The sequence below is a fragment of the Cyclobacterium qasimii M12-11B genome (assembly GCF_000427295.1).
Taxonomy (GTDB): domain Bacteria; phylum Bacteroidota; class Bacteroidia; order Cytophagales; family Cyclobacteriaceae; genus Cyclobacterium; species Cyclobacterium qasimii.
Genome location: NZ_ATNM01000191.1, coordinates 136,064 through 153,209, shown reverse-complemented (window position 1 = coordinate 153,209; position 17,146 = coordinate 136,064). Strand labels below are relative to the sequence as shown.

Sequence of the window (17,146 nt, the reverse complement as noted above, 5' to 3'; positions counted from 1 at the left end):
ACATTTTTTAATTGTTCCCGCAAATTGGCGTAAAGATTACCACCCTCTTGCTCATTAAAGGATTCTTTGTGGTACTAAATTAGCCAGTTTCAATATCCGCCATCAAGTCCTTTTGTTTTATGGTGCCATTTAGTTATTAAAATATGACATATTACAAAAGTAATTATGCAATTATATAAAAATGCTGTGCTAATAATTTAACTTATACAATGTATTAGCTATGTTTTCGAGAACGTTATCGCTATTTTATTTGTAATACCACTTTCTAATCCAATTAAAATTAATGAAATAGAGATAAGTTCTACTTTAAGTATCTAAATTTTTATTCACCTTTAATCAATCATGATATGGAAAACACAATTACCAAAAAGATGATCCTCTTACTGTTTGTAATGACCATAATGATTACAGCAGGATTAAGAGCCCAAAGCTCCAGGGGAATTTCTGGAAATGTCACCAACGGCGAAGGAATCACAATGCCTGGAGTGACGATACTGGAAAAAGGAACAACAAATGGTACTGTTACGGATGTAGATGGAAACTATTCATTTACAGTAAGCCAAAATGCAGTGACCTTGGTTTTTTCATTTGTAGGAATGGAAACCAAGGAAGTAACTATTGGCAACTTAAGTAAAATCAACGTTTCCCTTGATGGGGACACCGCTGATTTGGAAGAAGTGGTAGTCGTAGGGTATGGTGAGCAAAGAAAAGCAACTTTAACTGGTGCTATTGCCAGTACTGATGAAAAAATGCTCAAAAAAGCCCCGGTAACCAGTCTTTCCAATTCATTATCAGGTTTATTACCTGGCCTTACTACCTTAAACCGTTCAGGTGAGCCAGGGCAAAACAATGCTCAAATTTTCATAAGAGGCCGTAGTACTACGGGCAATACCAGTCCTTTGATTGTGATTGATGGTGTACCTGATGAAACAGGTGCCTGGCAGAGGATAAACCAAAATGACATTGAACAGGTTTCTATTTTGAAAGATGCCTCGGCCTCAATATATGGAGCAAGGGCCGCTAATGGCGTTATTTTAATCACAACTAAGCGAGGAGCCGTTGGGAAACCTGTTTTCAGTTATACTTTTAATCAGGGAGTCACTCAACCTACCAGACTTCCTGAAATGGCCAATTCATGGGAATTTGCAGATTATGTAAACCAATACAGGACCACCATTCAGAATTTGCCAGCATTATATTCCGATCAGGAAATACAGACCATGAGGGACGGTACAGATCCATTAAATTATCCCAATACCGATTGGGTAGGCACCATATTTAAGGACTTTACACCGCAAAGCATGCACAATCTAAATGTTCGTGGAGGTACAGAAAAGGCCAGATATTCCATGTCTGGATCTTATATTGATGAAAACAGTATTGTAAAAAATGGTGCTCACGATAGCAATGCCTTTACCTTGCGAACCAATGTAGACGTTGATATTACTGATAATTTCCGTTTTGGGCTTGATCTGAACGGAGAGATGGACAATAGAGAAAGACCAGTATTGGGAGGTTTCGGTACAGAAGGAAGTCCTTTGATTCCCGCATTTTATCCCAACGGATTGCCTGCTTCTCTTCCCGGTGATGCAGGTGAAAACCCTGTTATTAATCTTGCAGGCGAAGGTGGGTACTATTCAGATAATATATTCAGGACATTCGTAAAGCCTTCTTTTAATTTAAACATTCCTCAGGTAGAAGGATTAAGCTTGGACGGTTACGTTTCTTATAGACAAGAGTACACAGAAAGTAAGCGATGGAGAGATACTTGGCTGGTTTATAATTATGATGCAGAAAACGATGTGTTTTTGGAGAAGCAGGGAGGTCAGGTTAGTCAGCCAGACTTACAGGAGGTGTTCAATAAGCAAAAGGATTATTTGATGCATTTTAAAATCAAATATTCAAAAGCCTTTGGAGACCATCTGGTAGAAACTTTTGCGGCATTTGAACAAGCGGAAGGGGAATTTAGAACGATGACGGCTTATAGAAGGGGATTTATTTCATCTTCAATAGAGGAACTGTTTGCAGGTAGTGGAGAAAACATGGTGGCTGATGGGACCAGAAGACAGTGGGGGCGACAAAATGTTTTTGGAAGGATCAATTATAATTACAAAGAAAAATACCTTTTCGAAACCAATTTGAGATATGATGGCTCTTATGCCTTTCCACAAAGTGGAAGGTGGGGATTTTTCCCCGGTTTTTCTGCAGGATGGAGAATTTCAGAAGAGGAATTTCTTAAAAGCTCCCCCAATATTGACAATCTAAAATTAAGGGTGTCCTATGGGCAAATGGGAAATGATCAAATCAATCCATTTCAGTTTATGTCCATGTACAACCTCAATCCAATAGGTACTCATTTTGGAGGTGGAACTCAGGCCGTCTTATTGCCTGGCGTGGCACCCAATGAGGCCATTACATGGGAAGTGTCGGAGAATGCTAACATAGGGCTTGATGCCACCTTGTGGCGTGGAGCTTTAGATCTAAGCGTCGATTTTTTCAAACAAAGAAGATCCAATATCTTAACGGCAAGAAGTACAGAGGTTCCCATTTATACAGGACTAGTGCTTCCAGATGAAAACATCGGAATTATAGAGAATCAAGGGTTTGAAGTAATTCTTACGCATGGAAATAATGTTTCCCCTTCCAATGGTTTTTCCTATACCTTGTCAGGAAATATGGGCTATGCCAAAAATACGATTGTTGACATCAGTGAACCACAGGATATGCCAGATTATCAGAAAGCTGAAGGTACCATGATAGGCACCCAATTGCTTTATGAGTCCATTGGAATATTCAGAACCCAGGAAGAGGTAGATTCCAATCCCATCATGGCCAATACCCAGGTGGGCGATTTGCAATACAGGGATGTCAATGAAGATGGCACCATTAACGCCGCCGATAGGGTCAGGCAAAATAGAGGTGTGATTCCGGAAATCACCTTCGGTTTTAACACAACATTTGCCTACAAAAGGTTTTCCTTATTCGCCAATTTTGCTGGCCAAACCAGGGCCTGGACCTATTTTCACAAACATGCCAGAACAACCCAAAATAGTTTGAGAGAATTACTGCTGAATAGGTATACACCAGGAAGTATGGATTCTAAATATCCCATTCTTCCTCAGGAAGATGGCGCAGGTGAAGGTGAGGTCAGTGGAATGCCAAGTACCTTTTGGTTGCAAAATGCTTCCTTTCTTCGCCTGAAAACTTTACAGGTAGATTATTCAGTGCCAGAGGAGTTACTGAGTAAGTTCAAATTGAGCAGCCTTATGCTATTTGTGAATGGAAGTAACCTTTTTACCCTTTCGGACATTAAATGGTTTGACCCTGAAGGTACTCCAGAAGCGAGTTCCCATGCGGGGTTCAGTTACTCTACGGGAAATTTTTACCCACAAACAAGAGTTTTCAATATTGGTCTGAATGTTACTTTTTAAATCTCCTTTGTATTTCTAAATAGAAAAGTTATGAAAAATACCATCCTACCCAGCATCTACAATAGATTAAGAAGGACAATATATTTGACAAGCATTATTTCTGCGGTTATTTTAAGTGCCTGTACTGAAGTCCTTGAAAAGACCCCCATAGACAGCTATTCTGATGCAGCTGTTTGGGACGATGCCGCCTTGATCCAAGCATTTGCCAATGCAGCTTATAAAGACATTCCTTTTGGTTTTCAAAACGTGAATGGTTGGCGGTTTATGCCCTATGCAAACATGACCGACGAGGCCAATTCTAGAAATTCTGCCTCCAATATTCAAATTATAATAAATGGCAATGCCTCATCATCCTATTTAGGGCCGATGGATGTTTGGACCGGACCTAATGATTGGACCTATTGGAAACCCATTAACCAGGCTAATATTTTCCTGGATAAAATCCAGGAGTCTTCCATAAGTGAAGACCTTAAATCCGAATTATCGGCTGAGATGAAGGCGGTAAGGGCTTATGCTTATTTCAAATTCATAAGCCACTATGGCGGAGTACCTTTGATAACTACCCCTTTCAATTTGGGAGATGAATTCAGGGTTGCAAGGAATACCTATGATGAGATAATGGATTTCATTGTCGCTGAATTAGATGAAGCTATTCCGGATTTGCCTCTGGATTATGATGCATCCAATGACGGTAAGGTTACAAAAGGGGCGGCCATGGCCATTAAAGCAAGGGCATTATTGTATGCAGCAAGCCCATTGAATAATCCCGAAAATAACCAACAAAAATGGCAGGCAGCGGCGGATGCTTCTAAGGCCATTATTGACATGGGCATGTATTCATTGCATGATGATTACAAGGCTTTGTTTACAGTTGAAGGCGGGTACAACACGGAGGAGATTATTTGGGGAAGACCCCAAAACATCAACGTGGACATTGAAGCCTTGGTCGAAAGATTGCTGTACCCCAATGGTTGGTTAGGATTTGGACACTCTCATCCTTTGCAAAATCTAATAGATGATTTCGAGATGGAAAATGGGTTAAACATTGAAGAAGAGGGGTCGGGATATGATCCACAGGATCCTTATGTAAACCGTGATCCTCGCTTTTATAATACCATTTTATATGATGGGGCACCCTTTAAAGAACGAACCATAGAAACGTTCACTCCGGGCGGACAAGATTCACCTGATGGTTTCGAATCAGCTTGGAATGCCAGTGAAACCAGTTATTATATCAGGAAATTCATAGATGAGTCGCAATGTGGATGTACCAGCAATGAGGCAGGGAGCAGTTCTCCAACATGGATTTGGTTTAGGTATGGTGAAACATTATTGAACTATGCCGAAACGATGTTTATGTTGGGGGATGAAGCCACTGCCAGAGAATACGTAAATATGGTTAGATCACGACCAGGGGTTGAAATGCCTTTGATCACAGAAAGCGGGAATGAGCTATGGGAGCGAATAATGCAGGAAAGAAGAGTAGAATTGGTTTTTGAAGAGTTTAGGTTTTTTGATGTCCGCCGTTGGAAAACTGCTACAGAGGTTTTAAGTCAAGACAGGATGAGGATGAATGTAACCAGAAATCTTGACACGGGTGAGAAATCCTATTCTGTAGAATTCTTTCAGCCTGCTCAATTCAACGATTGGAACTACCTGGCTCCAATCCCACAGATTGTCATTGATCAAAATTCATTGATTGAACAGAATCCGGGTTACTAGAAGTAGTTTGTATTTTGAATTCAAAGGGAAAAGTACCTTGATCCAATTGTTTTATCCAATTCCCCATAATTCTGGCTAAGTAAATTAAACCAGAATTGTGGGGAATTAATGGTTTATAGCTAGAATGAAACATGATCTGCTTACCTGTAAATAATCAGAATGCTGATAGGGAAAATAGGAAGTTGATTAGCTGTCCTGATTTGTTTTTGATACATGTTCGTAATGAATAGAATAAAAGATTAACCTTGAAAAAGAAGGAGTAAGAGGGGAGCTATTCAAAGTTATCTTCTGTTTATGGCAAATAAAACTTGAAATATTCCGATCATATATTATGATTTTTTTTGGAAAAAAATAAATTAAATTAGGTTTTTATGTTCAAAAAAAGATTTAACCAACTTATATATGACCGGATTCAATGAAAATAATCGGTCTAATAATAAAACTGAAGAAGAGGAATATTGGGTTAGGATAATGGCCGGTGATAAATCAGCTTTAGAAGGATTATTCAGCCTGTTTGCTTACGAGTTAATGGCCTTTGGATTGAGCATTAAGCCAGATAGGGATTTAGTTAAGGATTGTATTCAGGACCTTTTTATTGACATTTGGAAATACAGGGACAATAAGAGAGAGGTAAATCATGTTAAAATGTATATTTTTAGATCTCTATCCAATAAGGTCAGGAAAGAAATAAATAGAACTATTAAAAGAAAGCAAGAGGAACAGTTAATCGGTTTTGATGCATTGTACACTCAGGGCCATGATGATCAAGTTGATGAAGAATTTTTTATTGAGGAAAAAACAGCTCTAGGTTAAAGGCTGCTTTAAATTTGCTTCCTACCAGGCAGAAAGAAGTAATTACACATGTTTTTTTTGAAAACCTTTCTCATAAACAAGTCTCAAAGATTATGGGAATCACGGTGCAATCTGTTTATACACTTACATGGAAGGCCATTGGGAATCTTCGAAAATACTTTGCCCTTCTATTGTTTTTTTTAATGCTTTGATACCCCTTTAATTTATCATTTTATTCCCCATCTGTCCTTATCATTAATCTGTGGAATAAACATTTTTTAAAAAAAACATAAAATTTTTTATTAAAGAAGGATAGAAAAGTGCATTTGCTGACACATGTCTTTGAAAATGTACTGGGATGAACAATTTTAACGAGACCGTAAAAGAATTAATCTTGAATCCTGAATTCAGGGAATGGGTGCTGAAACCTAATCCTGACGCTGATAGGATTTGGAAAAATTACCTTTTTGAAAACCCAACTTTGAGCAAAGGGGTAGATCAGGCCAAAGAAATACTTATAGAATTGTTTTCTGATCGATATCCTCTTCAGTCCTCTGAGTTCAAAGAGATGTGGGACAATATCAATACGCAGAGCAGTTTAGCTGATTTAAATCCATTGGAAGGGAGCAATATACCCGAAAATTCTTCTCTTGCTGAAGACAATTCAAAAAATAAAAACAGGCACCTCACACTGTCAATTCAATTCTTATTTAAAATTGCCGCTATTTTATTGGTCTCAATTGGGGTGGGATTTATTTTGTTTAAGACCATTCTGGTTGATAAGGCTACTGATCCATTAAATGCTATTTCATATAAGACCTATCAGACCCCTCCTGGCGTGAAGTCCAGCATTAAGCTTCATGATGGTACAAAGGTTTTGCTCAATGCGGGTAGTATTTTAAAGTACAAAGAAAACCCTTCTGAAAACAGGCGAGAAGTATACCTGAAAGGAGAAGCATTTTTTGATGTTCATCCAGACCCGGAAAAGCCCTTTACAGTAACCACTAGGGAGATAAGTACCACTGCAATTGGTACCACTTTTAATATTAAGGCTTATGAAGAGGAGGATTTAATTATTTCCTTGATCACCGGAAAAGTAGCGGTAGGGACTCCAATGATAGGTCGAGACAGCATTTTTCTAAATGAAAGGGAGATATTAAGTATCCCACTAAAGGAAGGAGCTATCAATAGAATTGAATTTGACGATGATGAAGTGCTTGGGTGGACCAGAAAAATGATTGTGTTTGATAACACTTCATTACCGGAAGCCATCAGGACATTGGAGAATTGGTACGGGGTATCTTTTAAATTTGAAAATGAACCAGGTCCAGACCTTTATATCTCGGGTAAATTTCAGAACGAGACCCTTAAAAATGTAATGGACGGATTGATGCATACCATGCAACTTGAATACACTATAGCAGGAGAAATTGTAAAAGTTACATTCTAAAATCAATTAAATAATAAAAAAAAATGTGTGATAAAAACAATTACAATTGGAGCTACTCAGAATGTTCCAAATGGGAAAAAAGTAGTGATGTGAAGTAATTTGACCATTATTTCCATTTATCCAAACAATTAACAAAGTCATAATAAACCCAAAAATGTATGAAAAATCTTATACTAAGCCATGTAATTCGCATGACCAAACTATTTGCTTTTGCCTTTCTTTTGCAATGCTTGTCTTTAGGGCTGCTTTCAGCAAGAGAAGGAAGCGCACAAGTTAAAAGTATTGAGGAAGTCAAAGTTCAGTTATCCTTGAATGGGGTTTCTGTAAAGGAAGCATTTTCCAAAATAGAAGCGGCCTCGGAATTTAATTTTGTTTATCTGCATAAAGAAATCAGAAATCTTCCTGAAGTTTTTATCGAGCAATCCAACCAAAGTATTTACGACTTCCTGGTAGGGGTTTCCACCCAGACCGGTTTGGAATTTAAACAGATCAATCAAAATATCCATGTTCAGAAATCAAATAGCAATCAGTTCAGCCATAAAGTAGCGGTAGCTGAGTTATATGCGGAAATTACAGGCAAGGTGACCGATGAAAAAGGACTGCCAATGCCTGGTGTCACTATTCTTATCGAAGGCTCGAGTATTGGTACCGTATCTGATCTCAATGGGGATTATTCTCTGGATGTAGAGGAAGGGTCTGTATTGATTTATTCATTTGTGGGATTTGAAAGTCAGCGCATAACTGTAGGGAATTCAAATGCTATAAATGTGCAGATGAAGGAAGACCAAAGTTCTTTGGAAGAAGTGGTGGTAACTGCATTTGGAATAAAGAAAGAGAAAAAATCGTTGAGTTATGCTGTTCAAGAAATAGAAGGGGATAAACTTTCTGCTGTTGGAAATACCAATCTGGTCAATAGTATTCAAGGAAAAATTGCAGGGGTCATCGTTAAACAAAGTTCTGGCGCACCAGGAAGTACTTCTAAAATCAACATCAGAGGCAGCCGATCATTTGTTGGGAACAATGAACCACTTTATGTAGTAGATGGGCTCCCCATTTCAAGCGGAAGTAGAACCATTGATATCAATCCAAATGATATTAAATCCATGAATGTGCTCAAAGGACCAACAGCAGCGGCATTATACGGATTGAGGGCCTCAAATGGAGTGGTTGTAATCGAGACAAAGAAAGGCGAAGGTGGACTTAAAGGAGTTCCGACGGTCACTCTGGAAAGCAATTTTAATTTTGACCAACTTTCAAGAGTCCCTGATATTCAAAGCACTTATGGGCAAGGTGAGAGAGGTGTATTCAGTCCATTTTCTGCATTTTCCTGGGGCCCTAGAATTGATGAAATGGGAACCTATACAAATCAGTTGGGAGAATTAGAGGAGGCCGCAGTTTATGATAATGTAGGAGATTTGTTCAGAACAGGAGGAACTTCTAATACCAATCTTTCAATTTCCAATGCCTTGGATAAAGGGCATTATGCCATCAATATGGGTATCGCCAACCAAGATGGGATATTGAAAAATACGGGAATGCAAAGGATGAACATAAAAGCGGCTGGTGGATACGACTTGACAGATAAGCTAAAAGTTAGCACTTCTTTTAATTACTCAAACAATTTGATTGAAGGCACAGATTTACCTTGGTGGGGAACCTTTGCCATTCCACCGTCCTATAATTTAAAGGGTAAACCTACTCATGAACCTGGAGATCCTTACAAACAAATCAATTTCAGGGGCCAACATGATAATTTTTATTGGGCTTTGGAAAATAATTATTCTGAAAATAGAACCTCAAGGACTTTTGGTAACCTTAGCTTCAATTACGAACCACTGGATTGGTTATCGATCAATTATAGGGTTGGATTAGATGAGTTTACTACTCAATATAAAAACGTAGTTGAGAAAGGTTCAGGTAGTGGTAGAACCGATCCACCAAGTGGAGGAAGTATCTCAAACAGTATGTCCAACCAAAGGCAGATCAATTCAAATTTAAACCTAAATATTAAAAAGGATTTTGGGAATGATTTTAATATGGATTTCCTGGTAGGGAATGAAATATATGATATTAGAAGTAATTCTATCTCTAGTAACGGTTCTGATTTGGTGATCGGGGGTTTTCATCATATTTCAAATACTGCTGTTCAAACGACCAATGAATACCTGTCCAGAAGCAGGGTAGTTGGTTTTTACGGTAACCTTTCATTATCATGGCTAAACTCGATCTTTTTAAATGCAACAGGTAGGAATGACATAGTCTCCAACATGCCTCGTGGGAATCGTTCCTTTTTCTACCCTTCTATCGGTACAGGAGTAGTGTTTACTGAGTTTATACCAGGCTCGGAGAAAGTCCTCACTTTTGGAAAGTTTCGTGCAAGTGTAGCAGAAGTAGGGCAAGCAGGTCCGATTTTTTCTACCTCTACTCTTTTCGTCCCAGGTTCAGCGACAGGAGGTTTCACCTTTCCTTACCAGGGAATGAATGCTTTTACACTTAGTAACGCCCTAAATAGTTCTGACCTAAAACCAGAGAATACCAGAACATTTGAAATTGGTGTTGATTTGAGGTTTTTCAATGATAGGGTAGGATTGGATTACACCTATTATGATTCCAAATCTGATGGCCAGATTTACAGGGTACCGATTGCTATTTCTACTGGTTATTCCAGTGAATTGAGAAATGCTGGAGAGATGAGTGTAAAGGGCCATGAAATCATGCTTAATATAACGCCTGTTTCCACTGAAAATTTCACCTGGAATTTAACCACGAACTTCACCACATACACCAATAGAGTTGTAAGTTTGGCAGAAGGTATCGACCAGCTAGAATTGGGAGGTTTTAGGGTTACTTCGGTCGCTGTTGAAGGCGAAGAATACCCTTCCCTGAGAGGTTTTGGATATGCTAGGGACCCTGCTAGTGGAGAAATAGTGGTTGATAGCCGACCCACCCTTTCGAATGGAAATGTTAATCCACTTTATGGCATGCCATTAAGGTCTACTAGTCAAATCATTTTGGGGAGTGCGCAGCCAGATTTTGACATGAGTTTCATCAATAGTTTCACCTTTAAAAACTTCTCCGTTTCGGCACAATTGGACTGGAGACAGGGCGGTAAAGTTTCTTCAGGTTATAACCGATTAGGAAAATTATACGGCATTCTCAGTGAGACAGAAAATAGAGAAGCTGACCAAGTGTTTCCTGGTAAAATGGGATATTATGACCAAGGAAACCTTGTTGTAGAAGGGGATAATAATGTGACTATACAAAAAGGTTTCGATTTTTACAGAGTAAACGATGATCCAATAAGCGAAGCGAATGTGTATGATGCAACCTTTGTTCGATTAAGGGAATTAAGATTGGACTACAGGTTACCTGTCAGCTGGTTGGAGAATACCTTTATCCGTAACGCTTCTGTATTTGCAATTGGTAGGAACTTGTTATTGAGTGCAGCCATGCCCCATTTTGATCCGGAGATGTTCAATACTTCAGAAGCTGAATCTTACAATTCATATCCTCAGACCAAGAGTTTCGGTGGTGGTATAAGAGTTGATTTTTAAACCCAAAAAACAGAATTGTCATGAAATATATAAATCAAATTAAATTCACATTAGTTGTTTTGGTTGCAGGACTACTGGTTTCTTGCAGTGAGGATATTTTGGATGAGATCAATACGAATCCGAATGCCTCAGTCGATGTCCCGATCAGCCTACTTTTACCACAGGCTACGATAAGTACCATTCATGGAGTTGCCGGAGATGGAGGGGGAGAATATGCTTGTTTCTTTGTAGAGCACAATACCAATGTGCATTTGAACCCAAGAATGCCCTTCAATGTAAATGACAATGTATGGAACAGTACTTTTTATACACTGAAGGATTTAAAAACCATTATCGCAAAGGGCTCAGTTGGAGGTAATGAGGAAGGTCAATACCAGGCCGTGGGTATAGCAAAAGTATTGTATGCCTATACGCTAAGTGTAGGGACTGATTTTTTTGGTGAGATGCCTCATTCTCAGGCCAATCAGGGAAGCCTGAATCGTTCACCTATTTTTGATGAACAGGAAACCATATATGCGTTTTTGCAAAACTTACTGGATGAGGCCATTGTTGACTTGGATAGGGAATCCATAGGGAATATTTCAAGGTTTGATTTGGTCTATGGTGGAAATGCTGAAATGTGGAAAAAAGCCGCCTATGCCTTGAAAGCTCGTTTTCACAACAGATTGAGTAATATTCAACCTGAAGCTTCTGCACAAGAAGTCTTGAATGCACTGGAAAATGCTTTTGAATCTGAGGATGAAGGGATGATTTTTGACGGTTACCTTTCTGGAAATACGAATGATAATCCTTGGGCAGGTTGGCAAAAATCCGAGCAAACTTATGCTATTAGCCAAACATTTCTTGACTTGGTAAACAGTTTTAACGATCCCGGATTTACTGACCCCAGGGCAAACAGGTGGTTTACCAGAATAAATGGTGAATTTGTTGGTGCTCCAACTGGAGCATCGCAATCAGATCAATCACACGCCGTATATTCAGCACCATCTACGGTTACTGTTCTCTTTGACGAAGCCCCTCAGCCAATGATTACTTATGATGAAATGAAGTTCTTAGAAGCGGAAGCAAAATTAAGATTAGGAATGCAGGATGAAGCCTATGCCGCCTATCAGGAAGCGGTAGAGGCCTCCTGCAGAAGATCAGGTATTTCAGAAGATGAAATTGATTCCTATTTAAGTCAGGGTTCGGTTTTTCCTGGCGCAAGTGATTTAACACTGAACCATATTATTGGACAGAAGAATATTTCCTTTTGGATGTTCCAATCCATCGAAGCTTATAACGATTATAGGAGGACAGGTATTCCTGAAATGAATGACCCAAGAGGAACACCTTTAAGGTTGCCCTATCCACCTTCTGAGGTGAATAGGAATGCAAATACCCCATCAGAAATCAATGATCAGACGATTTATGAATTGCCAGTATGGTGGGCAAAACCTTAAATTATTTTAAACACAGCATTATATTGTATAATTTATTAATAAAAAACACATGAAAAACCCATCAATTTTCCTTTTGATCTTGGTTTCTTTGGTATTTATCCATTGTACGGGACAAAAGAAGATCAAGGCAAATGACCAACAAGAAGAGAAAGACAACGCCAAATTACACACTGATTTGCAACACCATGAAGGTGTATTGATCAATAAAAAAATGGACGGTTACAGAGGTATTTGGTACATGAACCAACCATTAGACAATGAGTATAAATTCAAATACAGTGGTGGACTAGGAACTTATACTGCCAAACATAATCCTATTGCTATTTATCGCAAAGAGGTGGACAAAACCTTCTTTTGTTATGGGGGTACAGATACGGAAAACTCTACCTTATACCATATGATTTCCTATTATGATCATGCAACGGGAGAGATACCCCAACCAACCTTGGTATTGGACAAACAAACAATTGATGCGCATGACAATCCAATAATTTCAATAGATAAGGATGGGTACATCTATTTGTTCTCCACCTCACATGGTACCTCAAGGCCATCTTATATTCATAAAAGCCTGGAGCCTTATAATATTGATGCGTTTGAAGTGGTGGACGCGACTAAGTTAGAGGATGGTAAAAAAGTACCCTTGGATAATTTCTCTTATATGCAAACCTGGAATATTCCTGACAAGGGATTCGTAAGTTTTTTTACGCGCTACAATTATCCAGCTGACCGTACCATTTGTTTTATGTCCAGTCCTGACGGGGAGAATTGGTCAGAATGGAAACGCATTGCAGCCATTAAAAAGGGGCATTACCAAATAAGTGCTGTAGGAGATGGGGTAGTGGGTTCCGCTTTTAACTTCCACCCAGATACAGAGGAGAAAATGGGGTTAAATTGGCGAACCAATCTTTATTATGTGGAATCTCCTGATTTGGGTGAAACGTGGAGGGCAGCAGATGGTACTTCTCTGGACTTACCGCTGACGACAATTGAAAATGCTGCCTTGATTCATAATTATTATGATGAAGACCTTAATGTTTACATGAAGGACATTACGTATGATAAGGACAACAGACCCGTAATTCTATACATTACCTCTAAGGGATTTGAAGCAGGACCTCAGAATGGACCAAGAACCTGGAGAACTGCCAGATGGGATGGTTCAAAATGGCTGATCAATGATGTAACCACTTCTGATAATAATTATGACATGGGTTCTCTATTTATTGAGGAAGATGGTACCTGGCGTTTGATAGCTCCTACAGAAGTTGGTCCGCAACCTTTTAATCCTGGTGGAGAAATTGCTTTATGGAAAAGCGTTGATCAAGGTAAATCATGGACAATGGAAAAACAGCTAACAAAGGATAGCCCTTATAATCATACCTATGCCAGAAGGCCTATAAATGTGCATCCTGATTTCTATGCGATTTGGGCAGATGGTCATGGAAGACAATCTTCAGAATCACGTTTGTTTATTAGTGACAAAGAAGGGAATGTGTCTATGCTACCTCAAAAGATGGACGCAAAAAAGATAAAGTTGGGTAAATAAACCTTTAAAAAGATTACGATAAGGTTTCATTCAGCTATTTCAGAATAGACTAACAAATAAAAATCACCAACCTTTCTATAAGTCAAATGACTTTGGAAAGATTGGTGATTTTTTATTATTAAACTGCTAATATATAAGTGATTGTGAAACTTAATTGGTCTCAGAATTCAAGCCTACTAGATAAGCAGTAAGGTTTGAAATATCTGTTTCGTTCATCTTTAATTCAGAAGGTTTTGGCATGATGCTGGTTGCAAATCTTTTCCTTGAAGCAATATCACTTGCTTGTATATTGTATACTTCATTTTGCAATCCTTCTAATACCACGATTGGCCCATCTGCCTGAAGGAATCCAGAAGCTACTGTGCCATCCTTTAAGGTGATCAACCACATTTCATAACCAAATGCTACTCCAGCACTAGGGTTGGTGATGGCATCAAATAAGCCGTTTTGATCTAATTTTGCGCCAATCATGCTCAAGTTAGGTCCAATGTTTCGGCCTTCCTCGCCAACTTGATGGCAGGTAGCACATTTGCCCATAAAAACCTGTTTCCCTTTGGCAGCATCTCCTTCTATAGCACTAATATCGGACAATGCCAATGGGCTGGATTCAGTAGGATTAGTAAAGTAATCTCCTGCCAACACTCGGATGGCTTGTTCTGGATTTTGGAAAATCACTGTACTGATTTCTGCTGTTAAATCTGCAGAAAGGGCTTCTTTTTCTGCCAGCCCAAGCAACATAAAGCCTCCGGTTTTGTCTTTGGCCATGGCTACGGCAGCTTTGACTTTATCTGCTTTTGAGCTACTCGTATTTTCCAGTGTGGCTTTGAATGCCAACATATCTTTCTGGATTTCCGGACTGAGATTGGCTTTCAATTCAGGGATGTCTATGGCAAATTCATTCCAATCATTGTTTCTTCTGTATCTCAACCACCACAAAGCCTGGTCTTTAACACCTGCGATATCGCTGGCGGCAATTTCTTGCATGGCATTCACGGCCGCTTGGTCATTGATAAACCCAAGTGCAGTTACAGCTTTTTTGCGCTGTGCATCTGTTAACTGTTGAGATATAGCCCTGTCTTTTAAACCATTAATCGCTTGATTTGGATGCAAACGCCAGGTAAGGTCTTCAAATCCTGCGCTCCAGTCTAGTGGTTCTGCTCCCAATTCCTGACTAAGGACAGTATAGATTTCTTCTTCTTTTCCATCCATGGCTAAACCAAGCGCTTCAACATAAAAACGATCCTCGCCTTTATGCTGAGATGCCAATTCAATTAAAATGTCTTTCACCTCATTCATAGGCATGTCCCGCATGGCCACAGCCACCTCCCGACGTACCGCTGCAGAGGGGTCAGAACTCAATTTGCTAGCATAAGGTAAGATATCCGTTTTAACCTGTCTCAATGCCCTGAAAGCGGTTAATCGCAAGTCAGGATTGTTTGCTTCCAATTGGTCTTCTACAGCTTGAATGCCTTCAGTACCCATATTGGACAACAGCCAGATGGCTCTTGCCTGATGGTAAGGGTTTTTATCATTCAATACTTCTTTCACTTCTTCAACGGCCTGGCTGCCTTGTTTTGCCAGTAAGGCAAAGCCCGCATTACGTATATTGACAGCAGGGTTTATCAAAGCAGCTATTTGTCCCTGTGTAGTGGATAGGTCGATGGTAGGTTTAGGTAAATTCTTTCCTTTAGGAGTAATTCTGTAAATTCTTCCATATCCAGTACTGTCGATCATTCGATGGCCACCCACCATACCATCGTACCAATCTGCAACATAGATGGCACCATCTGTTCCTACTAGCACATCACTAGGGCGAAACCATTTGGTTTTGTCCTCGTCTGTAGCCCTGCTTTTTGCATCTTCTACATCCTCTTCCTTTAGAGAAGTGATTAAATTATGTCGGTTCATGGCAAAGCCAGCACCCGTAGGTTCTGGTTTGTAAGCCAGTATTACATTTCTACCTGCTTCACTTGCCAGGAGTGTTCCCTGGTATTTTTCTCCCATTAAATCACTTTCATAAAAGGTGATTCCTGTTGGAGAACCTGAACCTGTATTGTCCCCAAAAGGTATTACTCCCGGGTCCTCTTGATGCCAATGGGCCATTGCAGTAGTTTGACCAGGACGACGATCTGCTTGCCATTTTCTTGATCCATCAGGATTGAAGTAACCCATATTTCCACCTTCCATTAGCCAAGAAACCCTGACGCCTTTGTTGCCATCGTCATCATTGTCATTCTGCCACATATTCCCGTAAGAGTCCAGTGCCAATTCGTAAGAATTCCTAAAGTTATGACCCAATACTTTGAGGCCGGTGCCATCAGGATTAATCCGCATGGCAATTCCGCCAACCCATACTTTGCCATCATCACTGACCATGCCCGGTTCGTTGTCAATCATATGGGGAGAACCTCCATTGTAAAGACTACCCGAACGCAAGGTCCAGCCACTTTTGTCGGTTACTATATGCGGTCCAGCATTTCCTGCGTTAAAATAATATTTTCCATCGGGTCCTGCTATCATAGCATGCAAACCATGGTCATGGTCAAATCCACCAAAACCTGTTAAAAACACCTCTTTGTTATCTGGCTTGTCGTCTCCGTCCTCATCCGTATAAATGATTACGGAAGGGCCACTTGAAACGATTACCTTGTTTCCAATCACTGAAATACCAAGAGGCGCAGTCAAATCCTTGTCTTGAACAAAAACCTTGGAGCTTTCTGCCACGCCATCTCCGTCTTTGTCCTCCAGTATCATTACTCTATCACCTTCTTCGTGGTGTTTGAATATGTTCGGGTCATTCCGAAACATTCGGTAATTAAGTGCTTCAGTTACCCAAATTCTCCCTTTTGCATCCACATCCATATTGGTAGGATTGAAAAATTGAGGAGATTCCGCCCATAGCGTTGCTTCCAAATCATTGGGTAAATAAAGCTGGGTGCTTTCTGAGAAATATTTCTCACCAAGAGAAAATGGTTCTTCCTTTACCTCTTCTTTACAAGCTATTGTAAACAAAGAGAGGCTGAGGATTGTCATACCAAAAAGTCCTTTTCGTAAAATGACAGGAGTTAGATTTAACAATATTTTTTGCATTTTAATTTAAAATTATGGGTTATTTTGTTACTTCTATTGATGTATTCTTTTGATTATATGATATTTTACAGAATACACTAAAAGTATAAAAAAAAGTTATCAATCGAAAGTTTTGTCAA

General features: G+C 39.4%; 9 protein-coding genes. 8 read left to right on the top strand and 1 reads right to left on the bottom strand.

Annotated features, from left to right (window positions below; genetic code table 11):
• Nucleotides 1-347: 347 nt before the first annotated feature.
• The 8 genes from ADICYQ_RS23310 to ADICYQ_RS23280 all read left to right on the top strand — a co-directional run bounded on the left by ADICYQ_RS23310 (nt 348) and on the right by ADICYQ_RS23280 (nt 13,937).
• Nucleotides 348-3,431 (top strand): SusC/RagA family TonB-linked outer membrane protein, encoded by a 3,084-nt coding sequence (locus tag ADICYQ_RS23310; RefSeq protein WP_020889343.1) that lies wholly within the window; start codon nt 348-350, stop codon nt 3,429-3,431.
• A gap of 30 nt (nt 3,432-3,461) precedes the next feature.
• On the top strand, nt 3,462-5,153 hold the full coding sequence (locus ADICYQ_RS23305; RefSeq protein ID WP_020889342.1) for a RagB/SusD family nutrient uptake outer membrane protein: 1,692 nt from the start codon (nt 3,462-3,464) through the stop codon (nt 5,151-5,153).
• Between the two features lie 402 nt (nt 5,154-5,555).
• A complete protein-coding gene (locus ADICYQ_RS23300) occupies nt 5,556-5,966 on the top strand; it encodes an RNA polymerase sigma factor (RefSeq protein ID WP_020889341.1) in 411 nt (136 codons plus the stop codon).
• A 14-nt stretch (nt 5,967-5,980) separates the two neighbouring features.
• Entirely contained in the window at nt 5,981-6,157 is a 177-nt protein-coding gene (locus tag ADICYQ_RS30515) for a sigma-70 family RNA polymerase sigma factor (protein WP_020889340.1), read from the top strand.
• Between the two features lie 146 nt (nt 6,158-6,303).
• A complete protein-coding gene (locus ADICYQ_RS23295; protein ID WP_020889339.1) occupies nt 6,304-7,395 on the top strand; it encodes a FecR family protein in 1,092 nt (363 codons plus the stop codon).
• 158 nt (nt 7,396-7,553) lie between these two features.
• Nucleotides 7,554-10,949 (top strand): SusC/RagA family TonB-linked outer membrane protein, encoded by a 3,396-nt coding sequence (locus tag ADICYQ_RS23290; protein WP_020889338.1) that lies wholly within the window; start codon nt 7,554-7,556, stop codon nt 10,947-10,949.
• A 20-nt stretch (nt 10,950-10,969) separates the two neighbouring features.
• On the top strand, nt 10,970-12,388 hold the full coding sequence (locus tag ADICYQ_RS23285) for a SusD/RagB family nutrient-binding outer membrane lipoprotein (protein WP_040417870.1): 1,419 nt from the start codon (nt 10,970-10,972) through the stop codon (nt 12,386-12,388).
• Nucleotides 12,389-12,437: 49 nt separating this feature from the next.
• Complete coding sequence (locus tag ADICYQ_RS23280) at nt 12,438-13,937, top strand: BNR-4 repeat-containing protein (RefSeq protein ID WP_020889336.1); 1,500 nt, start codon at nt 12,438-12,440, stop codon at nt 13,935-13,937.
• 150 nt (nt 13,938-14,087) lie between these two features.
• Here the strand turns inward: ADICYQ_RS23280 and ADICYQ_RS23275 are convergent, their stop codons facing one another.
• The gene (locus ADICYQ_RS23275; protein WP_020889335.1) at nt 14,088-17,027 is read right to left on the bottom strand and encodes a PVC-type heme-binding CxxCH protein; all 2,940 of its coding nucleotides are present in this window, start codon (nt 17,025-17,027) and stop codon (nt 14,088-14,090) included.
• Between the last annotated feature and the right edge of the window lie 119 nt (nt 17,028-17,146).